Source organism: Paenibacillus prosopidis (assembly GCF_003337375.1).
GTDB classification, from domain to species: domain Bacteria; phylum Bacillota; class Bacilli; order Paenibacillales; family Paenibacillaceae; genus Pristimantibacillus; species Pristimantibacillus prosopidis.
In genome coordinates this window covers 262,748-288,704 of the sequence record NZ_QPJD01000004.1, presented here as the reverse complement: position 1 = coordinate 288,704, position 25,957 = coordinate 262,748, and the positions used below count along the sequence as shown (strand labels likewise).

At 48.2% G+C, this 25,957-nt stretch carries 13 protein-coding genes and 1 pseudogene; 10 read left to right on the top strand and 4 right to left on the bottom strand.

Annotated elements, in window-relative coordinates; genetic code table 11:
- Nucleotides 1-404: 404 nt before the first annotated feature.
- From DFP97_RS08045 to DFP97_RS08010, 8 genes and pseudogenes are all read left to right on the top strand, one after another.
- Nucleotides 405-1,544: a glycoside hydrolase family 88/105 protein gene (locus tag DFP97_RS08045; protein ID WP_114379476.1), complete on the top strand. Its 1,140-nt coding sequence runs from the start codon at nucleotides 405-407 to the stop codon at nucleotides 1,542-1,544.
- Nucleotides 1,541-3,105: pseudogene (locus tag DFP97_RS08040) on the top strand (glycoside hydrolase family 43 protein). The gene DFP97_RS08045 and the pseudogene DFP97_RS08040 overlap by 4 nt, the downstream one beginning before the upstream one ends.
- Nucleotides 3,106-3,368: 263 nt before the next feature.
- Nucleotides 3,369-5,675, top strand: coding sequence for a helix-turn-helix domain-containing protein (locus DFP97_RS08035; RefSeq protein WP_114379475.1), 2,307 nt, complete (start codon nucleotides 3,369-3,371; stop codon nucleotides 5,673-5,675).
- Nucleotides 5,672-7,165: an extracellular solute-binding protein gene (locus tag DFP97_RS08030; RefSeq protein ID WP_114379474.1), complete on the top strand. Its 1,494-nt coding sequence runs from the start codon at nucleotides 5,672-5,674 to the stop codon at nucleotides 7,163-7,165. Before DFP97_RS08035 ends, DFP97_RS08030 begins: the two co-directional genes overlap by 4 nt.
- Before the next feature lie 200 nt (nucleotides 7,166-7,365).
- Nucleotides 7,366-8,337, top strand: a complete 972-nt coding sequence (locus DFP97_RS08025; RefSeq protein WP_114379473.1) for an ABC transporter permease — start codon at nucleotides 7,366-7,368, stop codon at nucleotides 8,335-8,337.
- 33 nt (nucleotides 8,338-8,370) lie between these two features.
- Entirely contained in the window at nucleotides 8,371-9,243 is an 873-nt protein-coding gene (locus DFP97_RS08020) for a carbohydrate ABC transporter permease (protein ID WP_114379472.1), read from the top strand.
- Nucleotides 9,244-9,355: 112 nt separating this feature from the next.
- Complete coding sequence (locus tag DFP97_RS08015) at nucleotides 9,356-10,885, top strand: extracellular solute-binding protein (RefSeq protein WP_114379471.1); 1,530 nt, start codon at nucleotides 9,356-9,358, stop codon at nucleotides 10,883-10,885.
- 135 nt (nucleotides 10,886-11,020) lie between these two features.
- Nucleotides 11,021-16,702, top strand: a complete 5,682-nt coding sequence (locus DFP97_RS08010; protein ID WP_245975995.1) for a pectinesterase family protein — start codon at nucleotides 11,021-11,023, stop codon at nucleotides 16,700-16,702.
- A gap of 96 nt (nucleotides 16,703-16,798) precedes the next feature.
- On the opposite strand, the gene DFP97_RS08005 is transcribed toward DFP97_RS08010, so the two are convergent.
- On the bottom strand, nucleotides 16,799-18,409 hold the full coding sequence (locus DFP97_RS08005; protein WP_114379470.1) for an extracellular solute-binding protein: 1,611 nt from the start codon (nucleotides 18,407-18,409) through the stop codon (nucleotides 16,799-16,801).
- 33 nt (nucleotides 18,410-18,442) lie between these two features.
- Entirely contained in the window at nucleotides 18,443-20,710 is a 2,268-nt protein-coding gene (locus DFP97_RS08000; protein WP_245975992.1) for a helix-turn-helix domain-containing protein, read from the bottom strand.
- A gap of 325 nt (nucleotides 20,711-21,035) precedes the next feature.
- Here DFP97_RS08000 and DFP97_RS07995 point away from each other — a divergent pair, with 325 nt between their 5' ends.
- Together DFP97_RS07995 and DFP97_RS07990 are read left to right on the top strand one after the other, a co-directional pair.
- Nucleotides 21,036-22,853 carry a phosphatase PAP2 family protein gene (locus tag DFP97_RS07995; protein ID WP_114379579.1) on the top strand — a complete coding sequence of 606 codons (1,818 nt, stop codon included), beginning with the start codon at nucleotides 21,036-21,038 and terminating at the stop codon, nucleotides 22,851-22,853.
- A gap of 206 nt (nucleotides 22,854-23,059) precedes the next feature.
- The gene (locus tag DFP97_RS07990) at nucleotides 23,060-23,401 is read left to right on the top strand and encodes a zinc-binding dehydrogenase (RefSeq protein WP_245975990.1); all 342 of its coding nucleotides are present in this window, start codon (nucleotides 23,060-23,062) and stop codon (nucleotides 23,399-23,401) included.
- A gap of 201 nt (nucleotides 23,402-23,602) precedes the next feature.
- On the opposite strand, the gene DFP97_RS07985 is transcribed toward DFP97_RS07990, so the two are convergent.
- Both DFP97_RS07985 and DFP97_RS07980 read right to left on the bottom strand, forming a co-directional pair.
- The gene (locus DFP97_RS07985; protein WP_114379467.1) at nucleotides 23,603-25,258 is read right to left on the bottom strand and encodes a sensor histidine kinase; all 1,656 of its coding nucleotides are present in this window, start codon (nucleotides 25,256-25,258) and stop codon (nucleotides 23,603-23,605) included.
- Complete coding sequence (locus DFP97_RS07980) at nucleotides 25,207-25,851, bottom strand: response regulator transcription factor (RefSeq protein ID WP_220271133.1); 645 nt, start codon at nucleotides 25,849-25,851, stop codon at nucleotides 25,207-25,209. The genes DFP97_RS07985 and DFP97_RS07980 overlap by 52 nt, the downstream gene beginning before the upstream one ends.
- Between the last annotated feature and the right edge of the window lie 106 nt (nucleotides 25,852-25,957).

Genomic DNA, 25,957 nt, shown 5'->3' with positions numbered 1-25,957 from the left:
ACAGCAAAACTGATATGTTTCAGATAACATTGGTATATATATTCGGCAATAAACATTTGTATAGAACCCTAACCACTCATTGGTCATTCCGGTGGGCGGGCAGTTGCAGTCCTTAGTTGCCTGCCCATTCATCTGTATGAAATTTCATATATAACAGTCGGGATGAACGCCGATTAAGAAGATTGTATGCGATTTTTCATACAGATGTCACGATTTTTCCGTCTCAGGGACACTTCTGTATGATTTTTCATATAGATTCGAACCGTCGTCCCAAGTCCTGACTTTGAGCGGAACCGACTGCTTCCATCGCACGTCGAATTATAAATCTTTAATGCCATATATATAGCTTTATCATATTTTGCTATTCTTCAAAGTCTCAATCTTAATTTGGAGGTTATAGAAGCATGGGAACAGATAACAAATATAATCCTTTGAAATGGGCCGACCAGTTCATGGAGAGATATGAGCAAGCAGAAGCCTATAAATTTATGACGAAGCGCTGGCATTACGAAAACGGTTGTTTTTTGCGATCGCTCGAGGAGTGCTATCGGCAAACGGGTGAACAACGTTATTTCGAGTTCATACGCGGCATGATGGATTTATTCGTTCAGGCGGACGGCAGCATCCGCACCTACAGCCTGGAGGATTACAATTTGGATCAAATTAATCAGGGCAAACTTCTGTTTCTTCTGCTGGAAGTAACCGGGGAGTCAAAATACCGGAAGGCAATCGAACTTCTCGTCAAGCAGCTGAAAGGGCATCCCCGTACGAAGGAAGGCGGATTCTGGCACAAGAAAGGATACTCTCACCAGATGTGGCTGGACGGATTATATATGGTAGCCCCATTTCTTGTCCAATACGGAAAACTAACAGGGGAACGTGCCTGGCTCGATATGGCGGCGGACCAGCTCATTTTGGTTGAAAAGAAAACTCATAATCCGGAAACCGGTCTGCTTCATCATGGATGGGATTCATCCGGCGAACAACTTTGGGCCGATAAACGCACAGGCCGATCACCGCATGTATGGAGCCGAGCTATGGGGTGGTATGCAATGGCATTAACGGATTCCCTTGAGCATTTTCCGGTAGACCACCCGAGTCGAGGGCTGTTGGCCTTCGTGCTGGAGCGTATGGCGGGTGCAATAGCCCGCGTACAAGATGCTCAGACGGGGATATGGCCTCAAGTGCTCGATCAATCCGGAAGAGACGGAAATTACCTGGAATCGTCGGGAACCGCAATGTTCGCTTATGCGCTGGCCAAAGGCAAGCATTTAGGCTACTTAGAAGGTCAAGCTGGCGATATCGCTCGCCGAGGGTATGACGGCTTGCTTCAGCATCATGTAAGAGAAGACAACGAAGGCAAATTGCACCTGATTCAATGCAACGCCGTAGCCGGACTCGGGGGTTCACCATATCGCGATGGTTCCTTCGCCTACTACGTTGGGGAGCCTATCGTACAGGATGATCCGAAGGCCGTTTCACCGTTCATTTTGGCTGGTCTTGAATTTAGAGGTAGTCACGCAGCAAAGGAGCTGATCCAATGAATACGTTTCGCAATCCGATCTTGCCCGGCTTTTATCCGGATCCTTCGATTTGCAGGGTAGGAGAGGACTATTATATGGTGACTTCCACCTTCGAGTACTTCCCCGGCGTTCCGATTTTCCAAAGTAAAGATTTGGTCAATTGGAAGCAAATCGGACATGTGTTGGACCGCCCTTCCCAATTGAATTTGGACGGCACTCCGACATCCCGCGGCATCTATGCGCCTACGATTCGGTACCATCAAGGCGTTTTCTATATGATTACGACGTTCGTGGAAAGCGCTGCGGGAGCAAGGAGAAATTTCTTTGTCACGGCAACGGATCCTGCCGGCTCTTGGTCGGATCCTTATTGGTTAAATGAGGCACCAGGCATTGATCCGTCCTTGTTCTTCGATGATAATGGCAAAGCCTATTATACGGGCAACCGTGTCCCGCCGGCGGGACAGCAATATCCAAAGCATATGGAAATCTGGCTGCAGGAGCTGGATTTGGAGACGAAGCAGCTGACTGGACAGAAGATTAGCTTGTGGGACGGCGCTTTAAAGCAAATTCATGCCCAGGAAAGTCCGCATCTGTACAAAATCAACGGGTATTATTATTTAATCATAGCAGAGGGGGGCACCGGCTTTACGCATTCCGTTACAATCGCCCGCAGCGAGAATATCGCCGGACCGTACGAGAATTGCAAGATGAATCCGATTCTAACGCACCGTCACCTTGGCAAGGAATACGGTATCGTGAACGTCGGACACGCCGATATCGTGGAAACGCAAAATGGAGAATGGTGGATGGTTTGTCTGGCCTCTCGTCCATATGGGGGATATTATCGGAATATGGGGCGGGAAACGTTTCTTGTTCCGCTGCAGTGGGAGGACGGCTGGCCTGTAGTGAACCCTGGAAAAGGCATTATCGAATGGGAAATAGCGCGGCCGAATTTGCCTGAAATGCCTTGGCCGACACTACCGGCATGCGATCATTTCGATAGCCTTGTCTTAGAGGAAAGATGGAATTTTATCCGAACGCCTCGAGGAGAGTTCTGGAGCTTGACGGAACGTCCCGGCCACCTTCGCCTGCGGCTAAAGCCGGAGCCCATGACAAAGGAAGTAATCCGAGCTTTGTCGGACGCAGGCAGCAGCATATTTCCTTTGCCGTCCGGGCAGCGATGGAATTTTCACCGCAAGGACCGTCTGAAACGGCAGGGCTTGTTGCGCTGCAAAATCACGATTTCCACTACCGATTCGAATGCGGCCTGAACGGCAAAGGGCAAACGGTGATCAGGGTCGTCTGCAGAGAAGGAGGCCGGGAGACCGAGCTTGGTTCCAGGGTGATGAATGCGAAAAAAATCTTTTTGAAGCTTGAGGCGCTGGGGCAATCGCTTCGATTCGCTGCGGGCACAGAACCTGAGCAGTGGGAAACCATTGCAGAAAACGCTGACGGAACCGTATTGAGTACGGATAAAGCAGGCGGCTTTATTGGGGCATATATCGGACTTTTTGCGAGCGGGAACGGATGGAGCAGCTCTAACTACGCCGATTTTGATTATTTTGAGTATGTCGGGCTATAAGAAGACTGCAGTAGAGGTGACTAGAGAGTGAAGGTACGCTGCTCTAGTCGCCTCTTTTGTTATTTTAGTCAAAAAGTTAATTGCTGCATATTGCGTGAAACACATGAAGCGTTAGATGATGCAAGTAGCTTCGTCCAGAAATGTGTAAAAATAGATAAGCATCATATATAATCATCATCAAGGTTATATAAAGCCTATTGGAAAAAACCTGAGCGAATAATTGAAAGCGGTTTATCCGGATGCGGCGCATAGGAGGATACAAATTGAGCAGATATCTGTTACGCTTATTGTCATACAGTCTTTTACTAGGAATGATCCCAGCTATACTAATCGGAATTTTTTCCTATTTCATTGCCTCCGGGGATATCGAGGAAAAAGTAAAAGAGGAAAATATGCAATGGTTAACGCAGACTCAGATGCGGGTAGAGCAGATGCTGAAGTCTATCGAGAACTCGGCTACTCAATTTGCCAATTCTTCCGTCGTTAAGACGGCCATGAATGTATCGTATACTCCTGCGGACTTTGAACCGATCAGGAATCTCACCGCCGAAATGTACAATCTTCAATCAAGCGATGCTGTCATTACGCAAGCTTATTTGGTTAATATCGAGCGCAATTGGGCTCTAAATCTAAATACTTTAAAACCGCTGGACCAGTTCGAGAACCGCCAGGAACTGCTGGATTACGTTAAAGGTGCGAAAAGCATGCAGTGGTATACGGGTATGACGGCAACGAACGGCGATTTCACCGAACCGGTGGAAGCGATTACACTCGTCCAAAAAATCCCGATTCTCCCGCAGACCGATAAACCGCAAGGAATTCTCGTCATACGCATTGTCGCATCTGAAATTAATGATGCTTTGTCCTCGGCTACGTCGAACAGCAGCTATATTTTAAATCGGTCAGGGGTAAATATTTTGGGAGCGGGCGCAAATAAAGAGGGTTATGAGGAGATTAACGCTGCCTTGGCCGATCGATTGCAAACAAGACCGGATCAGCAATTTGGACTGTTTAATATGAAGTTAAACGGAGAAGAGGTAGCCGTGCTGTACCGTTCTTCCAGTTACAACAGCTGGACCTACGTTTCCGTCGTATCCATCGGGGATCTGAAGAAGGAGACGCGCAAAATCGCGGAGCTGACCGTATACGTCTGCGCAGCCATCCTATTCATTGTCCTTGCGGCAGCCTTATACGGCAGCCGCCGGATGTACCGCCCAATCGGGCATTTGCTGGAGGTTGCAAAGGGACTCGGTTCTTCCTTCCAGGAGCAGACTGTTCCGCTTAAAAGCGATGAACTGGAAATCATAAAGCACAGCATGCAATCACTGGCCACGTCTAGAAACCGTATCGAGCAGCAAATGTCCGATCAGGCGAGCCACTTGAAGCAATTTTTTGTTTTAAAGCTATTTACGGGACAGTTGACGGAGAACGATTATATGTACCGATCCCCCTTAAACGGTTTTCCTACAGGCTGGAAGAGTCTTGGCGTTCTTACGCTTCAGATAGATAATCTGCAGGAAACCCGCTACGGCGAAGAAGACCGTGAATTGCTGCTATACGCCATCAGCAATATCGCCCAAGAGGTGCTGCCGGCATCGATTCGCTTTAGTCCTATAACCATTAACAAATCTCAAGTCACTCTCGTTGCCACGGATCAAGAGGAGCCCGAGCAAGTCCGGCTCATCCTTTATGAATTCGCCGAACGCATTAAACGGAACGCCGAAGATGTAATGAAGCTGAAGGTGAGTATTGGAATCAGCGACCCCTTTAATCATCTAACCGGTACGGTTAAAGCCTATGGAGAGAGTTTATCCGCCTTAAAAGCCCGGATCAGCTTAGGTCCGGAAATTATCGTGCATTACAGGGATACCGTAAATAATCTGGTGGCGGACCAGCATGAGTATACCCATTTAAAAGTACTGGAGGAAAGGCTGATTTACGCCGTACGTGAAATGCAGCCGAACAGCGCTTCCGATACCATCCAGCAGTATCTGGATGCGTTGTTGTACAAAGACAGGTATTCGCATGAGCACCAGACGATGCTCATACAGCTTGTTTCCAGAGTGCTGCAAATCGTTCAGGAGCAAGGAGGTTCGCTTAAAAAGGTTTTGGGAGAAGGGTGGTCCGTAGAAGGGCTGCTTCATCTGCAGACTCGCGAGGAAATTTTATATTGGTTCGAATCCAAATTGTTTGCCCCTCTGATCCAGATGTTATCCGAGAAATCCGAAACGCAGTACATCAAAATTGCAGATAGGCTGGTCAAGATCATACAGGAAAATTACGATCAGGAGATTAGCTTGGAATCCTGCGCCCAAATGTTAAACTATCATCCGGTCTATTTAAGCCGCATTTTCAAACGGGAAATAGGAGTTCCGTTTAGCGAGTATTTAATGGATTACCGGATTAAGATGGCCAAGATTATGTTGGAAACAACGAATTTGAAAGTTTCGGAAATCGGTTCGAAAATGCAGTATAAGAATGACAGCTCGTTTATCCGAAGTTATAAAAAGATGTTCAATATAACGCCAGGACAATACCGGGAAAAGATTATGAAGGGGAGCACCGAATGAAGAAGTATTCCGCGACTCTACTCAGTATTCTGCTTTTGTCCAGCCTTCTTGCTGCATGCGGCCGATTAAGCGATAACGATAAACTGGCATCTACCGATGGGCCTGTTAATTTGTCAATAGGGGCAAGCTTGGTAGGGGAGCTGCCACCCAAAAATAATGCGGTGGAACAAGCTATCGAAGCCTACACGAATACGAATTTGCAGATTCAATGGATACCCTTATCTGCGTACGATGAAAAGCTTAGGCTGATGATTGCGTCCGGAGAGCTTCCCAAGCTGGTCAAGTTGGGATATTCGCCGAGTTTTATCTCTACGCTGAAGGCGGGACAGTTTTGGGAATTAGGTCCCTTGCTGAAGGAATATCCTCATTTAGCGGCAATTAATAAGCGGTACTACGAGAACATTTCCGTTAATGGAAAAATATACGGCATCCCGATTATGCGCAGCCTTGGCCGCGCAACGATCCAATATCGTAAGGACTGGTTCCAGGTGTTGGACCTGAAGATGCCGGTTACATTAGAGGATTGGTATCAGGTGACCCGTGCGCTCACCTTGGAGGATCCGGATGGAAACGGGAAAGACGATACTTATGGAATGGTTCTGGAGAAGCGCTACAATCAAGATGTCAGCTCTTTATTAACACGAATTTCGGTATCTCAGGGAGGGCCGAACAAGTGGCAGGTCGAGAATGGCCAATTCACCCCCGAGTTCATGACCGAGCCGTTTTACGAAACGTTGAAGCTTTTCAGACGGCTGTACCAAGAAAATCTGATCAATATGGATTTTCCGATTATCGATACGATTGAAACGGTGAAATTGTACGACTCGGGTCGTGCCGGCATTCAAATTAGTGGAGGAAATGCCCAAACTTGGCAGGATAAGTTGTCCAAATACGATCCTGACGGGGTAGTGGATGCAGCTCCGCTAACGGGGCCGGGCGGTTTCAGGGTACCGGAGGAGCCGGGGAATGCGGGCTTTCTTGCCATTTCCAAAGATTCCGTTTCGACTATAGAAGAAGTTAGAAAAATACTGGATTTTCTGGATAAGCTTCTTGAGCCTTCCATGCAAACGGTTATCTCCAAAGGAGTGGAAAATCGGCACTGGGCGGAGAAGGGCGAGTTTACGGAAGTGTTGGACCGGACTTTGGACTTTAAAGAGGTTAAGCCTTATCGGGACATGCTGCCCTACCTTGGAGAGGAAGAGGCTTTGCTTAAGCCGAGCCTGCAGCCTGATCTATATCGCAAGAACCAGCAAATCGTCAAGTCGTATAATAACTACCTCATTTCGAATCCGGCTCTGACTCTGGACTCGGTAATTTACTCGGACCGGGGCAAAGAACTGGAAACGATAATTACGGATGCAGAGACCCGCTTTATTATGGGACAAATTGACGAGGCAGGTTGGAAGGCAGAATTGCAAAAGTGGAAGCAAGCCGGCGGTGAGGATATGATTCGGGAATACGAGCAATCTTACAGCAAGCTGAATAAATAAAGGACGCTGCGAATCTCGCAGCGTCTTTCTTTTTGCTCTATACGTTTTATAAAGCACATCCAATAGTTCATTGAAGTGCATTTAAAGCCAAATATGGCCCGAAGCGCTGCTTGGTTTTCTGAGCCCTATAGCCGGTCGTGACCGAGTGACTCGATAATAAGGGTCAGAAACCGCAGAGATACGTACAGGAGGTCATGAAGATGAAGCAAGAGATGTATGCTCCTGCAGGAACACCCGTTGCAAATGCTCGGGCCGGCAAGAGCAAAATTGGATATCTAATAAAGGATATCGTTCGAGACAAGTGGCTTTATCTAATGCTGTTGCCGGGGATTTTTTATTTCATTATTTTCAAATACATTCCCATGTACGGCGTAACGATGGCGTTTCAGGACTATAAGCCCTATCTTGGTTTTTTTGAGAGTCCATGGGTGGGCTTTAAGCATTTTGAAAGATTTTTTTCGGAACCGCAGTTCGGCATGCTCTTTAGAAACACGGTTATTTTGGCTATGTACAACTTGCTTTTTTTCTTTCCGTTACCCATTGTTCTCTCCCTTATGATGAATGAGCTGAGACATGCCAAATTCAAAAACTTTGTTCAAACGCTGGTGTATATTCCTCATTTCGTATCGTGGGTCGTTGTCGTGGGGATCTTCTATATTCTCTTTACGACTGAGAACGGAATCCTGAACGAGATTCTGTACCAGATTACAGGCCAAAAAATAGCTTTCTTGCTGGAGGCGGAATGGTTTCGGACGATGATCATTTCGCAATCGATTTGGAAAGAGGTGGGTTGGGGAACGGTTATCTTTCTAGCCGCGCTGGCTGGGGTCGATCTGCAGCAATATGAAGCGGCAAGAATCGACGGGGCCGGACGTTGGCGGCAATTGTGGCATATAACGCTCCCGGCTATTCGCAGCACGATTATTATTCTATTTATTTTGCGATTGGGAAATTTTATGGACTCAGGCTTCGAACATATTTATCTCATGCTTACTCCGACAAACCGGGAGGTAGGCGATGTATTCGATACTTATGTATATACGATAGGCATGACTCAAGCCCAATATAGTTACAGCGCGGCTGTCGGAATATTCAAGTCGGTTATCGGATTGATTCTGGTGCTTGGGGCTAACTGGTTAGCGAAAAAATTCGGGGAAGAGGGCATTTATTAAGGCAATTCATCGAGATAGGAGGAAGACTTCATTATGGTTCAAGATAAAACGATAGGCAATCGGATCTTCGATACGGTCAACTATACTCTTCTATTGTTGATAGCGCTCTTATGCGTGATGCCCTTTATTTATGTATTGGCCGTATCTTTTACAAGCCCTGCCGAGGTGGCCAAGGGGGGCTTGATCCTGTGGCCGAAGGAATGGTCGCTTGCTTCCTACCGGTATATTTTTTCTACGAATACCCTGGTGCGAAGCATGTTGGTATCCATATATATCACCGTATTGGGAACGCTTATTAATTTGATCTTCACCTCGCTGATGGCCTATCCATTGGCGAAAACCCACCTGAGAGGACGCCAGACGATTCTTCTCGCGGTTTTGTTCACGATGCTGTTCGGCGGCGGAATGATTCCAACCTATTTCGTGGTTAAAGCTCTGCATCTGACCAATACCTTGTGGTCATTGATGATTCCGGGTGCGATCAGCGCATTCAATTTAATCGTATTAAAAAACTTTTTTCAGCAAATCCCGGACGGGCTTGAGGATTCAGCGCGGATCGACGGCTGTAATGAAGTGGGCGTGCTTTTCCGAATCGTGCTTCCGCTGTCCTTGCCGGCAATGGCGACCTTCGGATTATTCTATGCCGTGGGTCACTGGAATCAGTTTTTTAACGCCATTCTTTACATTAACGACAACACCAAGTGGCCGATTCAGGTGCTTCTCAGGGAGGTCGTCATACTGGCCTCAAGCAGTATCGGCGACTCCACGATCGACAGTACGGAAATTCAACCTCTTACGATCCGAATGGCTGTAATCGTTTTTGCGACGATTCCGATTTTGTTGGTCTACCCGTTTCTGCAAAAGCATTTTGCCAAAGGAGTCATGCTCGGCTCGGTTAAAGGTTAATGCTGCTGCACGGCCAAAGGGCTATGTACTTCCATACCAAGCGTAAACGGCTATCGCCGTCCTCTGGCGGGTATGGAGTATCCATAGAAAATGATAATGGAGGGGCAAAAGAATGAGAAAAAAATTAGCACTACTAATGGGGAGCGTATTATTGGCTACCACTGTTCTGTCAGCCTGCAGTTCCGGAAATAATCAGAACGCTGCTACCAACAGTCCCGAAGCAAGTCAAACTCCGCAAGCGGAGGCGAAGCCTTTCGACCTATCGATCGTAGTCAATCAGGTTGGGGAAATCCCCCCGAAAGGAAATCCGATTGAGCAGGCCCTTGCCAAGTACACGAACACGAATTTGGAATTCCAGTGGATTCCGACGGCTGCTTACGATGAGAAAATCAATGTCATGATTGCCTCGGGGGAACTTCCTAAACTAATGAAGGTCGGCTATATTCCGACTACCATCAGTGCAATGAAGGAAGGCTTGTTCTGGGAGATCGGTCCGTATCTCAAGGATTACGAGAACTTATCCGCGCAACCGCAAAGTTATTTTGACAACATTCAAGTGGAAGGCAAAATATACGGAATTCCGCTCTTCCGGGATATGGGGCGTGCCGTTGTCCAATACCGGAAGGATTGGTTTGATGCGGCGGGATTGGCGGTGCCTAAAACGCTGGATGATTGGTACAACGTGCTTAAAGCCGTAGCGGAGGGCGATCCGGATAAGAACGGCGAAAAAGACACCTATGGTTTGCTGCTCGACAAAAATTATAACCAAAACGCGGCTTCTACTTTGACCCGTCTTAGCGTTTCCCAAGGAGGACCTAATAAGTGGGGGGTTGACGATCAGGGCAACTTTACGCCGGAATTTATGACCGATGAATTTTTTGCCACTATGAAGTTATTCAAACGGCTTTATGATGAGAAGCTGATTAATCAAGATTTCTCCGTCGTGGATTCCGCAACTAATGATAAGGCGTATGAATCGGGACATGTGGCGCTGCGAATCTCCGGCGGCAATGCCCAGACCATGTTGACGAACCTTATAAAAGTAGTGCCGACAGCTTCCCTTGATGTAGCTCCTATGGAAGGGCCGGCAGGCATCCGGTTGCCTGGCGAAAGCGGCAATGCGGGGATGTTAGTCGTTCCGAAGTCCTCGGTCAAAACCGAAGAGGAATTGAGACAAGTGCTCACATTCCTTAACAAACTGCTCGACAAAGAAATGGTATATCTCCTTAACAAGGGAATCGAAGGCACGCATTACAAAGTGGAAGGCGACTTCACCATTCCGCTCGATAAGGATAAGGATTTCAAAGAAGTTAAGCCATACCGAGATACGTTGATTCAACGCGGCGACAACTATAATATGGACAAACCGATGAAAGAAAGCGACCTGTTTTTGAAAAACAAAAAAATGGTCAGAGAGAATGAAAACTACGTTGTAAAAAATCCGGCCCTTGTTTTGGATTCGGCCATATTTACGGAACGAGGCAAAGAGCTGGAGCAGATGATTACGGATGCCGAAACCAAATTTATTATGGGTAAAATTGATGAAGCGGGTTGGCAAGCTGAAATCGAAAAATGGAAAAAAGCCGGCGGCGATCAATTGATGGAAGAATATAAAGCGGCTTATTTGAAGGATAAACAATAACCGTACTCGCGAAAACCGTCTTATCCTGCTGTGAAGCTACTAAGACGGTTTTTCGATATAAAGGCAGAGAGTCATGAATGCGTTTGCATTACATTTTTGAAAGATCATTTTAGAATTTAAAGGGAGGACCAAATTTTGAAAAAATTATTTTTGGGTTTGCTAATTTCTTCCATGCTGGTCTCCGCTCTGTCTGGGACAGCATTTGCCGAAACGGCGGCTGGTACACCAAACGAACAAATCCCGGCTTTTCCGGGGGCCGAAGGCGGAGGCATGTATACGACCGGCGGAAGAGGCGGCGACGTTTATGAAGTGACGACGCTGGCGGATTCCGGCCCGGGATCGCTTCGGGAAGGCGTTGCCAGGAGTAATACGACAATCGTCTTTCGGGTGGGCGGTACCATCCATCTGGAATCTCCTCTAAGAATAACCGGATCAAACTTAACCATTGCCGGCCAGACGGCTCCCGGGGAAGGAATCACGGTTTCCGACTATACCACCGCGTTCCAAGCCGATAATCTTATCATGCGCTATATGCGCTTCCGGCTGGGGGATCGGCATCCGAGCGAAGACGACGCTTTCGGCGGACGTTATCATAAAAATATTATAATCGATCACAGTTCATTCAGCTGGTCAGTCGATGAGGTTCTAAGCATGTATGTGAATGAGAACACGACCGTGCAGTGGTCGGTCGTCTCGGAGAGCATGCTCATGACGGCACATCAGAAGGGAAGACACGGATACGGCGGCATATGGGGCGGCAATAACGCTTCTTTCCATCACAATCTGATAGCGCATAACGTTAGCCGGAATCCGCGGTTTGCCGGCTCTCCGAACTTCCCTACGGATATGTATAACAATGTCATTTATAACTGGGGCTTCTTCTCCTCTTACGGCGGCGAAGAAGGGATGTATAACCTACGAGACAACTACTATAAGTATGGTCCAAGCACCTATCGCTCCGTTCGCGATCAGGTATTTGTCGGAGTGAGCGAGAATACGCGAATCTTCATTGGCGGCAATGTGATGGACGGCTCCGCCGAGGTTACGGCCGACAATTGGCTGGGCGTCGGAGAGGTAGCGAATCCGGCATCCAAGCTGAGCTCGCCCGTCGAAATGCCGAACCCGGCGACTCCGGAATCGGCAGAGCTTGCCTATGAGAGTGTTCTTGCCGGCGCAGGGGCTATACTGCCTAGAAGAGATGCAATCGATGCGAGGGTCGTTCAAGAGGTTAGAAGCCGGTCAGGCCGGCACATTAATTCGCAGAAGGAAGTCGGCGGGTATTTGGAATTTGCTAGGGCGGAATCGACATTGGCTGACGATGACCATGACGGCATGCCGAGCGAATGGGAAACGGCCAACGGCTTAAATCCGAACAACCCGGACGACCGTAACGGCATTCATATTTCCGGTTATACCAATTTGGAAGTCTATTTGAACGGGATTACCGGAAACGGTTCGGTTAATCCCGAAGCTGCCATTATTTCTCCGGCAGATCACACCGTCGTGACGAAAGGATCCGAAGTCGAAATAAGCGCTTCGGCATCCGATTCAGACGGTACGGTGGCAAAGGTGGAATTTTATTTAGGCGATGTCAAGCTGGGCGAGGCTACAACCGCTCCGTACTCGTTGACATGGGACAATGTGCAGGATGGCACCCATTTTCTTACGGTTCGAGCAATCGACGATACGGGCACCTCTACCCAATCCAGTAACGTTGCCGTTCACGTGAATACCCCGGGCCGCACGCTGCCATGGCAGTCGGCGGATATCGGATCGCCGGGAATAGCCGGTCATACGCAGCTGGGAGCATCCGCCTCCGATGTTACCGTGAAGTCGGCGGGTGATATTGCCGGTAATGCGGATAACTTCCATTACGCGTATCAATCTATGACCGGGAATGGAGAGATCGTGGCCCGCGTGGAGAGCATTACGGCGACCGATGACGGGGCTGAGGCCGGCGTGATGATCCGGGAGAGTCTAAGCGCGTCCTCCAAGTTTGTGGCGCTGCTTATCCCGTATGTCAAATACGGCAAAAAAAGCATCACGCTGAAGCGTTTGTCGAGCGGCGGAACGGTAATGAGTATAGAGCCCGATGATTTTATCAATACGCCGTATTGGGTGAAGTTGGTTCGTTTGGGAGACCAGATTACTTCGCTTATTTCGAATGATGGCATCGATTGGTCCGTTATCGATAAGACCACGATCCCGCTGGGAGAAACTGTCTATTTCGGACTCGCGGCGGATGCTTCAAAAGCAGATGACGATGTCAATAAGTACAACGCTTCCGTGTTCTCTCAAGCTGCAGTGAATGCTCTGGATGCGGATTTCCCATCGGCCCCAACGGGGGTAACGGCATCGGCAGGCGTTGAATCGGTGAGCTTAGCTTGGACAGAGGTTCCGGTGGCGGCGGGATACGATGTGTTCCGCAGCGAGATTCCTGGAGGACCCTACACGCAGATTGGCTCCGACATCGCGGCAGCCTCGTATACAGATACGGGTCTAACAGCCGGAAAAACCTACTTTTATGTTGTTGCAGCGAAAAATGATAAGGGTACCAGCTTCAACTCGGACGAGGTAAGCGCAACGGCCGAGGGTGAACCGGAAACCATTTACTATGTGAATGACGATTTCGAAAATGAACCGAATGAAACGACACCGGCAGGATATACGTTCTTGCCTAATCCGCAGGATGCCGACCATAAAGTCGTCGTTACGGGAATGCCGGCAGGAACCGTCGGCAATGTCTCTGACAAATCGTTAATGGTGTACGATAATGCAGCCGTTAGCACAGAGCTGTTCCGTAAATTCGCCCCGCAAAAAGGCAGATTTGTTTTGGAGGTCGATGTAACCTCCCCGTCATGGCCGGGTACCTCGACCGTGCTGAATCTGCAGGACGATACAGGGAGCAAGACGGCACTGTCCTTCCAGCTCCGCAAGCCGACTGCGCCGGTTGCTGAAGCAAGCTATACCCTCGTCTACAAGAAAAACGGCGCCGACTACAAGCTGATGGATCCGCCGGTAAATAACCGATGGTATAACCTGAAGATCGTGGCAAACGTAGCGGCGCAGACTGCCGACATCTACATCGACCAAACATTGACCGGGGAAGACGTGCCTTTGGAAGCGGACCTTCGAACGGCGGGCATCGGACGGATCTCGGCCAAGATGCCGGGTACAGGAAAAGGAACGATTTATTATGATAATCTCAAGGTCTACGTAGAGCCGGTAGAAAGCCCGAAAGGACTAGCGGCTATCCCCGGCAACGGTATGGTTAAGCTGGATTGGGCCGCTGCGGAGGGCGCATCGACCTATTCCGTCAAACGGGGGTCAGCGAACGGCGGGCCTTACGCGACGATTGCTACGGGTATAACGGACGTTTCTTATATCGATGCGACGGTAGAAAACGACAACGCTTACTATTATGTCGTGACTGCATCGGGAGCAACAGGAGAGAGCGGCCCATCCAATCAAGCAACGGCAACGCCGTCGACGGCTGCCGTGAAGCCTGAAGCGCCTGAGGTGTTGAACGCTTCCGCCCGTAGTACGCAAGCCGATCTAGTCTGGCAGAGTGTAGAGAATGCCATCCATTATACGGTAAAGCGAAGCGGAAATCCGGAAGGGCCCTATACAACCATAGCCGCCAAGGTAACCGCGACGTCTTATAGGGACGGCGGATTGGACAATGGAACAACCTATTATTACGTTGTCTCCGCATCCAGCATCGGCGGCGAGGGCACGGACTCGGCAACTGCAGCAGTCAGTCCTTATGCCCATCTCTCCACGCCGGATATAGCGGTACAGCCGGTACCCCATGGGGCTAAGCTTCAATGGGAAGCCGTTGACGGTGCCCTGTCTTATCAGGTGAAACGTGCGGATATTCTGGTTGGTCCGTACACCGTCGTGGCGCAGGTAGAAGCCCTCACCTATGAAGACTTTGGCTTAAACAATGGCTCACCGTACTATTATAAAGTTACTGCAGTGAACGGCAGCACGCACAGCTTAGATTCCGCTTCGGTTGGCGTCCGTCCGTCTGCCGATGACGGCACGCCTGCCGCTCCTTCGGATCTGGCTGCCGATCCGGGCAACGGCAGTATCTCCTTATCTTGGAGCAGTGTGCCAGGCGCCGCATCTTATGCGGTTAAACGCAGCGAATCGCCGTCGGGACCGTTCGCGATCGTTGCTAGTGAGCTGACCGATACGTTCTTCACCGATACTGGACTTATAAACGGGGACCCTTATTATTATCTCTTAACTGCATCGAATGGAGACGGGGAGGGAGCTTCTTCCGTTACGGTCCATGAGGCACCTGCACCGGTGCTGACCGTAGCAGCCGATGGCAGCGGCCAATACACGAAGGTCCAGGATGCCATAAATGCCGTACCAAGCAACAGCTCCATTCCGACAATCATCAAAATCCAAAACGGAACATACCGTGAGAAGCTGGATCTCCCATCAGCGAAAGTCAAAGTACGCATGATCGGGGAGAGCAGGGAAGGTACCGTTCTTGTCTTCGGAGATGCGGCGAGTACATTGGATGCCAATGGAAACCCGCTCGGAACTTCGAATAGCTATAGCTTTAGGGTACAAGCGAGCGACTTTACGGCGGAGCATCTGACCATTCAGAATGATGCCGGAATGAACGCCGGGCAGGCCGTTGCGCTCTATGCCAATGCGGATAGGCTGATCTTCCGCGATGTGAGCCTGCGGGGCCATCAGGACACGTTGTATGCCAACAACGGCCGTCACTACTATTTGGATAGCTACATTGAAGGCACTGTTGACTTTATCTTCGGCAATGCCACGGCGGTGTTCGAGAGCAGCATTATCCACAGCCTTAGGGGCGGTTATGTTACTGCGGCTTCCACGGGGGCAGGCAAGCCGGGCTACGTTTTCTTCAACAGCCGGATTACATCGGAGCCCGGGATTACCGGCGTTTCCCTTGGCAGACCTTGGCGCGGAGATGCGAATGTTATTTATATAAACAGTTACCTTGGCGAACATATCACCCCTGAAGGCTGGAATAACTGGGGGAATGTCAATAATGAAAAAACAGCACGCTATGGCGAATTCGCCAGCTATGGTCCCGGGGCAAATCCGAAGAGCAGATTCAGCTGGACGAAGCAGCTGACCGTGGAGGAAGCAGCGCAATATGAGCCGGCTATGCTGCTCGCGGGCAGCGACGGATGGAATCCGTTGACTGAGGTCACCATGGCTGATGGAAACCGCGAGCTCTCGAGAATTATGTTGAACGGAACGCCTCTGCCGGGCTTTGATCCGTCCAAGAGACATTACGAGGTTGAGTTAGAGGATCCGAGCGCGATCCCTGTCATTACGGCAGAGGCGCTGACGAATACATCCGAGGTTTTGGTGAAACAGGCCGAAACCGTTCCCGGCACGGCCGAGATCCGCGTAACAGCACAAGATGGCGGCGTTCGGACCTATCTGGTGACGTTTGCACTCGCAGACAAGCAAGCACCGACCTTGGAGCTTGAGGTGGATAAACCGGTTTTGAAGCCAATGGGACATCAGATGGAAGCGATTCGCGTTACTCCGCATGCCTCTGACGAAGGAGGCACCGGTATCGCCTCCATTACACTGGTTTCCATCACAAGCAGTGAAGCGGAAAACGGTACAGGAGACGGAAATTCCGCACCCGACATTCAAGGAGCGGAGTACGGCACGTCCGATTTCGAGTTTGAGCTTCGCGCAGAGCGCGCCGGTATGGGCGAAGGACGCTTGTATACGATCTCGTACGAAGCGGTTGACTATGCAGGCAACAGGACGACTGCAAAAACAACCGTTCTTGTAGAGCACTAAACCATAATGCCTCCCTGATACACAAACTTGTGTGTCGGGGAGGCATTTTCTGTGGTAATAGAGACGACGGTCGACTTTTGATAAATACTCGAAACTTCAATTCTTTATTTTATTATGGAACCAGTCATTAGCCTCTTTTAATACCTGATCTCCTCCTGCTGCCATAAACTCCTTCACGAAAGTATCGAAGTAATCAAGAGACATGTCCCCTGTGATGATGGAAATATAGGCCTTGTTTTTGATTTTTATAAGCTCTGAGCTGTTCTTTATTAAAGAAGGTGTTGAAACCTCCATGACGTTATATATGCCGTTTTTATCCAGGTTCAGTGTCGATGCCCATTGCTCTCTGCGGCCTAAAGGCTTGCTGGGAACGGTCATACCAATATTGGAGCCAATCAGATTCGTATAATTAACCATTTCATCAAATGGAGGGAGTATAATGATATCGTCAGTGGACTCCCCCACCGATTTCCAATGTTCCCCATATACTCCGTATTTCAATGTCATAAATTCATCCTGGTTTGGATTTGCGCTTATATAGTCAAGAATTTGCAATATTATTTCCATCTTCCCCGGCTCTTTGGCTGCATCGGCACCGATAGCTGTAAAATTCATCAGTTTAGCATAGGCTTTAGATCCGCGTTTTCCCTCCGGTCCGGTGAAGGGTTGTCCAAATACAATTTTCGCATTTGGGTTTTTTATTGAAAGCTCTAACGAATTGAAAGCAGCTTCTACAGGGACTTCTTCGCCGTGTTCATTTATAATCTTATAATCACCGGCTTGAATCCAGTGGTAGTAGTTGCCCATGGAGGTCATACCTATTCTGCCGTTGATAAAGGCATGAGACAGGTGCTTGTAGCCTCCTTTATTTTCTCCGGTTATGAATTCAGGGTCAATAATACCATCCTTATACCATTTTTGGAGGTAGCGGAGGGCTTCCTTCATCTCAGGTTCTAAAGCACCGATGACCAGATGATCATCCTTTTCTCCGAAGTAAAGCTGTTCGGCAAAGACAATCTGTCCAAACGCTCCAAAAACAACATTTAATCCTTCACTTGAAAGACCGTAAGTATCTTTCTTGCCGTTTCCATCAGGATCTTTATTGGTGAACGCATACATGACATTCTCGAATTCAGATAAAGTCTGTGGGACCTTAAGACCAAGATGATCGAGCCAATCCTGTCTGTATACCACAGGTATTCTATAGATGTTAGTTGGACTTACCACAGGGATTCCATAATACTCCCCGCCAATTTTCCCATAATCCAGGTACCCGGAAGCGTTTGTTTTGATCGTATTGATAATGTTCGGTGCATACTTGTTCAAAACATCCTCTGGAATCTCGGCAAGCACATCCTGTGCCTGGTACTTCAATAAATCTTGCGGTTTCCTTATCCGAAAGAGGTCAGGGATCTCGCCTTGAGCAAGCCTGAGATCCAGGAGCGCTTCATAATTATTATTTTCGATATTCCATATCTCCAGATCCACATTGAATTTATCTTCTATATATTTAATCATTTCTGCATTCTCAGGAACAGGCTCGTTCTGATGCATGGTCCACGATATTTTATATCTTTTGTCTTCAACAGAAGCTGCTGGATGATTTGAACCTTGGTTATCTTTACTTTTTTCCTCCTGAGTTCCACAAGCACTGCTCAATAGGGTTATTAATACGACAACCAGGGAAAGTCTATTTGTTTTCATCATATGAACCTTTCATTTGAAATTTATTATTGTTTTCTATGCCTGCTTCATTAAGCTCCGCACATAGGTTTTAGGCGTACAGCCGTTGATTTCCTTAAATTTTTTGATGAAATAGGCTGATGTACCGTATCCGACAGTATTCGCAATCTGTTCTACGGTCATATTGTTTGTTGCCATTAGCTCCAATGCTTTCTCCATTCTCTTCTTGGTTACATAATCGGTATAGTTTATGCCGATCTCTTCCTTAAATATTTTGCTAAGGTATTTGGGGCTTATATAGACCTTAGCGGCAACCGTGTCTAAAGAAAGCTCCTCTGAGAGGTGCTTGCTGATATATTCCTTAACCGCCTCGATGCTTTCCATATTTCGGTCATCACTTCGCTTCTCCATATGACTTATAAATTCTGTAATGGACTGAACCAACCACTCCCTAAAGCCGTTGATGCTATAAATGGACGTATATTGCTTGTGTATATCCATCCTGACACTGTCCGCTTGTTTATACCGCACGCTTTTCAAGTAATCCGAGTAGACAGATACCGTATTCAATAATATAAAATGGCAATAATCCGCTGAATACATGCCTTCCTTCATAGGTTCAATGAGATTGTCTAGGGCTGCTACAACACTCTTCAAATTCCTGGCCTGAAGCTTTTCTTTAAACTTCAGGAGAATAGAATGCGGAATTTCTTGATTACTTTTCTCCCTATTCAGCAGGTTTACATCGTTTATCATTGAAACTTCAGGCAGGAAGTAACCATATTTCATAAGAATCTGAGCTTCAACATAACTGTGATGAACATCCTTAAATTGTTGAACCCAATGACCCAAGGATACTTTATATTCCAGGTCAAAACGGTGATTCACTTCTGTAAGGATCATGCCGTTAAGCAGCTCGATTAGCCATTCCCCTGGATTTTTCGTACACACGATGGCAACTATTTTTTTATCCGGCAATTCTTCAGCAATGATACGACTTTCATCAATGACCGCAGCTTCCAATTGATTGATTAGGTTGTATATTACATACTGGATCGTCTTGGAGCTAAGTTCCTTGCAGCCTGTACTTACCGGGTCAATCACCATGCAGCAGTAATCGGAATACGCCATTGATATATTCAGAGATTGCAGTTGTTCTGCCAATTCTTCAGAACTGTAATTATTTCTGAGTATGTTAAGCACAACATTGTGCTTGATAACCGGATGGTTGATCTGGAGGGTTTCTTCAAGACTGCTCACCCTGGTTGTCAGCTTATTGATCGCAGTATCAATTAAAGTGTATTCATTCAACTCAGATCCGGCAGGATTGTCAAACAAACCTTTGATTTTGCCCATCAAACGTTTTAAAGGGTTATAACTTGCTATCGTGAATATACCGGACAGGACAATGCCCACAATGATGGCCAGCAGACAGATTAGCAGTACTACCTTCTGTAGAAATATGGATTTCTTATAGTAGTTATCTGAGGCAGTTATATTGTAGATTTTCCATTCATTCGTCTTAAATTTGTGATGGGACACCACATAAGGGATATTATCGATAGTAGCATTGAAACTTTCAGCAGTCTCATTGGAAGATAAAATTTTATTCATGTATGAGTTGTTACCGGTTCTGCTTCCAAGTAATCCTTTATCCGCTGCTGAAATGATTTCTCCGCTTTCACCAATAATAAACGTGCTGTTATAGTCGGAAGGCATAACGTTTTGGATGATTTTACTAATGGCAGCCTCCTTTATATCAATGGCAATCATCAGTTCACAATTTTCACCGGTGGCGTTAAAAGGATAGCTATGGGCATATGTGATCAAGGGATTCATGCTGTTATTGCCAGACACACTGGTATAAATATCCTGGGGCACCAAGCGTGATTCCATCCATAAAAAGCTCTTATCATTACTCCGCATCCTGTCTATCCAATCCATAGTCATGAATGTGTCTTTACTTCCATCATCATAGTATCTCAGCCCATAGACAGACGAAATCATAACTTTTTGTTTGGGATAAAACAAATGAACAGCATAAACAAGATCCGAGTTATTCGCGACCTCATTCTTTAGTAGTTCCTGAATATCGATGATCTCGCTGTAATTTCCCTGAAGAGTACTCTTTGTATATAAATCGATGTTGGCTGATTGCCCTAGGGAAAGATCCAGATATATTTTTTTTACTCTTTGAAAAACGGCCGATTCGATATAATTTGCTGCATTCTCAAGAACCATCTGATTTTTAGTTCTTATTTCTTCATTGTAGTCTCTAGGAAAATACATATAAAAGATAGAGCAAAGAAGAAGGACAATGACCATAACGATCGTTAAATAGGATATAGCCAGGTTGGTAAACACTGAATTCCGTTTTTGCATCATCTTCTCCCCCCTCGCAAAATTATACTACACATAGATAATTGGATTTGCGGCTTAACTAAAACTTAACACGGGGGTTTCTGGGCTTCTTTTTCAATGGTGTGAAATCGCATTTATGCCGCTTCCCTTGTATCAAAGTACCATTTTTATATAATACGGAAATTGTTTTATTGAAGCGTATATACCCCAATGCTACATTGATGTCGAACCAAAATTCTTATTCACGAGAGGAAGATTTAAGAGAATGGGTACAGGAAATGATTTGAAAATGAAAATAAGAAGAAAGCATTTATCTGCAGTTTTAGGTCTGTCATTACTTGTAAGTTCAATGAGCGGAAGTTATACGAGCGCGTCTTCAGAGCCATCGACAGTAAATCCGCCGTCACCGCCGGCTTGGGGTCACTTTGTCGATAGTTACAAGAACAACTCCTCAGCTAATAAGACGGTTGATTCCAACCCGACGATCGGATTACTGTCCAAGTATCTGGATCTCTGGACGCCAGGATCTTCGTGGGACAACGGCACCAAGCTGAACAGCGAAGTGTTGGACGCCAACATCCAGTATGTGGCTGATCTTGCCGAAACCCGTACGGAGGAAGAGGAGATCGCGGCTTATTACGACGACCGGCGCAACCAAACATACGGAGCCGTTGACGGTCTTGGTTCGCTGGCGGACGTGTACCGCGAGAAAACAGGAACGCACACCACCATTACGAGCATCCCGGGCGACGCCACGACGGTCAAGTACAACGACGGCAACGGAGCCAATAAAGGCGGCAATTCGGACTCTGAGCTCGGCAAAATGGTCGACCTGATCGGCAAGCTGCGCGGCAACTATGCTTCGACCACGCCGGCTAAAAACTATTACAACTATATGCGTCCATGGCGTTGGCTTGATACTTCTGTCATCGTGCCTACGCTGGTTCCTGCGAGAAATACCGACACGCCGGCTACGGATGGCGGCTTCCCGAGCGGTCATACGAACGCCTCGTATCTCGCCTCGCTGGCGCTGGCTTATGCAGTGCCTGAACGGTTCCAGGAGATGCTGACCCGCGCTTCCGAGATGGGCAATAGCCGGATCGTTGCCGGCATGCACTCGCCGCTTGATGTCATGGGCGGACGAGTTACGGCTACGGCGCTGGCAGCTGCTGCTCTGGCGGACCCGGATAATGCAGAGCTTAAGCAAGCCGCGTACGATCAGGCTCATGAGATCCTGTTGAACGAAACGGGCACGGCAGAAGATCGCTTCAGCGATTATGAGAAGAATAAAGAGGAGTATACCGAACGCCTGACCTATGGATTCACGCCAATCGCTTCAACGACGGAAGCCGTAGTGGTTCCGAAGGGCGCCGAGGTGCTGCTGGAGACTCGCCAGCCTTACTTGAGCGACGAGCAGCGTCGTGAGGTAATGGCTACGACCGGCCTGCCGTCCGGTTATCCGTTGCTCGATGATCCGGAAGGATGGGGACGTCTGAATCTGTTTGCTGCCGCAGACGGCTATGGCGCCTTCAACCGCGACGTTACCGTGACAATGGATGCCGGCAAAGGCGGCTTCTATGCACTCGATCGCTGGCGGAACGATATTTCCGGCACAGGAAAGCTAACAAAAGAGGGAACAGGTACTTTAAAGCTGCAGGGCAAAAATACTTTTTCCGGAGGTACACAGATCAACGCTGGTACACTCGTGGGCGATTCGGCGACGGCGTTCGGCAGCGGCGATGTTGCGAACAACGCAGGAACCTTAATTGAAAATGTTTCTGGAAAGATGATCATCGGCGGAAATTACACACAATCTGCGGGCGGTACACTTGAGCTCAACCTTAGCAGTAAAAATGATCTGCTCGAAATCAAGGGTGCGGTAAATCCAAATGGGAAATTACGTCTGAATTTTTCGGATAATTATGTACCTGATAACGGCGTCGTCACGATCATAACCCATGGTAAGCATCAACGGAATGGACAATTTTCTTCAGTTGAGACTGTGGGTTTACCTAGCCAGTACAAAGTGAAGGTTATTTATAATTCAGATAGTATCCAGTTAGTGACACAACAGCGCCGAGCTGGCCTTCAGACGAAAGCGCGGTAGGTTCCGATCCTACTAAAGAGATATCTCTGCAAAAATTAATAAAACTTACTGGTACAGCAATTAAAATTAAAGAAAAAGTGATAAAGAAATGAACCAGCCGCCATGAAAGGAGACTGGTTCGTTCTATTAGCCTTATGAATATGTGAGACGTAAAGTCAATTTTGTTATATTTTATAGCACAACTTTTAGATTGTCCTCCTACACCCGTGCCGGATGTTGATGCTTTCATTGATGTAGCCGGTGCGGTTGTTCTGTTCGAAAATGTTATGAAAATCGTTAAATCTCATGCGAGAATTTCGATTATTGCGGTGTATAAGAATGAAGTGCCGGTCAGCCTAGCCCAAATCATGTCCAAAGAACTGCATATTCAGGGCGCAAGCGGGTATACGCACGAGGATATTTCCAAAGTCGTTGATCACCTGAAAAATAATAAATCAAATATTGCGAATATCGTCACACAGGTCTATAAGCAGGACGATATCCAAGAAGCCTTCAAGGTGGCGATCGAAGCCAAAGGGGCAATCAAGGTTGTTGTTGACTTATCATAACTTATTTGCAAGTCGAAAGGCACCTCATGAGTGACAAGCTGAGAGAAGCTTTTGCAATGCAGCAAGAGTTACGTTGGTCATTAGGTATAAAGGCTGATTTTAATAAGGCGCATTGCCCATTGGGAAACTTTTTTAGAAAATTCATACGTCTATACCCTTTAATGTAAGAGCCACAATCGATCGGACGATTGTGGCTTTTATTTAGTTGCCGCTCTTCAAAGTTCCTATGCCATTCGCAGGAAGAGTGAAGGCGAAAGTCACGCCCCCCTGCTCGTTGCGCACATCGTACCGGCTGCCGTGCAGATCGAGAATTTGCTTCACGATGGCGAGCCCGATTCCTGTTCCACCGCTATCCCGGGCGCGCGCTTTGTCCACCCGGTAAAATTGGCTCCATATGCGCGGGAGTTCCGCCTCGGGTATGGGATCACCTTCATTATGGACGGAGAAGTGCCATTCGCCGCCGTCCCGGGAAGCTGTAAGCGTGACCCTTCCTCCAACCGGAGCGTGGCGCACCGCGTTCGTCACCAGATTGGTCAGCACTTGGCCGATCCGGAACCGGTCTGCGGATACCTCGACCATTCCGCCGCCTTCAACCGGCAAGGACAATTCCATACGGACATTTTTCTCCGCTCCGAGCGCATCCGCGCGTTCGGCAGATTCCTTGAGCAGCTCCGAGGCATCGAACGGCACGCGGCTCAGCCGATATTGACCGGATTCGAGATGGGATAGGTCCAGCATGTCGCCGACAATAGCCGACATGCGCCTGGTCTCGTCCATAATGACCTCCACGTATTTCTCCCGTTTGGCTCCGGTTCCGATGTTGTCCTTTAACCCTTCCGCATACCCTCCGATCAAGCTAAGCGGCGTTTTGAGCTCATGCGAAACCCCGGCTACGAAATCGCGGCGCATCCGCTCCAGTGCTTTCTCCTTCTCGATATCCTCCCGCAGCTTGTCGTTGGCTTCGTGGAGCTCCAATAGAGCCCCTTGCAGGTTATCTGCCAAGAAATCGAAAGTCCGTGCAAGTTCGCCTATTTCGTCCTTGCGGCGCCACCGGATGCGGGTGGAAAAATCGAGCGATGCGAGCCTGCCTGCAAGCTCGTTCAAGGAGCGGAGCGGTTTGGTGAGAATGCCAGCATACAGGAAGGCGAGGACGGGCACCAGCACGAACGCAACTCCAAATGCATACCAAGAGAAGTCGCGAATAACCTTTGCTGCTCCGATAACCGGCTGAAGCGAGGATATGGCAAAGAGCATAGTGCCTTCGGTGCTCCCGCCGGTTTCAATCGGTGCGACCGCGATCAGTTGATCGCTGCCGGAGTTAAGTGAGCCAGTTCCCGGAGAACGGTACACAAGCGTCTTGGACTGGTTCATAACCTGCTCAACCGCATGCCAGTCCCGCTGCCATTCCTGAAGCGCCAGCATGAACTTGCGGGACTGCTCATCGGGACCAGGGCTAAAAAACGGAGGCAATTCATTCTCTAACGAATCGCCGGTGACGTCCTGCTTACCTCTCAGGATAGTAATCTTGCCATTCTCCAGCGTCACCAAAGAAATCATCGCATAATAGTCATTTTCGAACTGGAAAAAATAAGGAGGGAACCGTTCTACGGGGAGAGACGACGCTCCTGCTTTTACATACCGGTCACGAATGAGATTCATTTCCTGCGTAATGTCCTTAATCTGCCGACGCTCATAGAACGAGGAGAAGCTTCCCGCGAGCACTGCCAACAGCACACTTAAAAAAAGCATGATAACAACAAAAGTAAGGGTGAACAGCCGAAAGGCGACGGAATGTCTCCAATGGGTCACGGCGTCACCTTCATCCTGTATCCGGTACCTCTCAATGTAACAATCCATTCCGCCCGAACCCCGAGCTTTTGGCGCAGACGTTTCACATGTGTATCCACAGTCCGGATATATCCTTCGTAATCGTATCCCCACACGGCGTCAAGCAGCATGTCGCGGTTGAGGACACGGTTGCGGTTGCGGACGAAGTGCAGCAGCAAATCGAATTCTTTCGCCGATAGAGCAAGAGGGGTACCGTCAAGGGAAGCTTCCCTCGCCGCCAGATCCAACGTTAAATCCTCTACTTGGACCCATTCGTCAGAGGTCTCGGATGGCACAGCTTTATTCGTCGTTTCCGCCCGTTTGAGCAATGCTTTTATTTTGGCCGTTAACACTTTCGGGCTGAACGGTTTGGTTATGTAATCGTCGGCGCCCAGGTCATACCCGAGCAATTTATCGTCTTCTTCCGACTTGGCCGTTAGGAACACGACCGGCACATCCGATATGGTACGGATCTCCTCGCATACGTCATACCCATCCAGCCCCGGCATTAAAATATCGAGAATAACGAGCTGAGGGGCGTGCTCGCGGAACGTGTCCAAGGCCAAATCGCCCCGTGCGCATTCGCACCAGTCTAAGCCGTCTTCCCTCCAAATAATCGGCAATTAACTCCCGAATGCGCTGTTCGTCCTCGACAATGAGCACTTTTGGTTTCACGCTTTTCAGTCCTTTCTTGTCGCCGTTCATTTAACAGATTTATTGTAAGGCAGC

Coding starts and splice junctions, on each gene's coding strand:
- DFP97_RS08030 (WP_114379474.1), top strand. CDS start 5,672: ATGAAGAAGTATTCCGCGACTCTACTCAGTATTCTGCTTTTGTCCAGC.
- DFP97_RS08015 (WP_114379471.1), top strand. CDS start 9,356: ATGAGAAAAAAATTAGCACTACTAATGGGGAGCGTATTATTGGCTACC.
- DFP97_RS08020 (WP_114379472.1), top strand. CDS start 8,371: ATGGTTCAAGATAAAACGATAGGCAATCGGATCTTCGATACGGTCAAC.
- DFP97_RS08005 (WP_114379470.1), bottom strand. CDS start 18,409: ATGATGAAAACAAATAGACTTTCCCTGGTTGTCGTATTAATAACCCTA.
- DFP97_RS08000 (WP_245975992.1), bottom strand. CDS start 20,710: ATGGTCATTGTCCTTCTTCTTTGCTCTATCTTTTATATGTATTTTCCT.
- DFP97_RS07985 (WP_114379467.1), bottom strand. CDS start 25,258: ATGGATTGTTACATTGAGAGGTACCGGATACAGGATGAAGGTGACGCC.
- DFP97_RS08045 (WP_114379476.1), top strand. CDS start 405: ATGGGAACAGATAACAAATATAATCCTTTGAAATGGGCCGACCAGTTC.
- DFP97_RS08025 (WP_114379473.1), top strand. CDS start 7,366: ATGAAGCAAGAGATGTATGCTCCTGCAGGAACACCCGTTGCAAATGCT.
- DFP97_RS07995 (WP_114379579.1), top strand. CDS start 21,036: ATGAAAATAAGAAGAAAGCATTTATCTGCAGTTTTAGGTCTGTCATTA.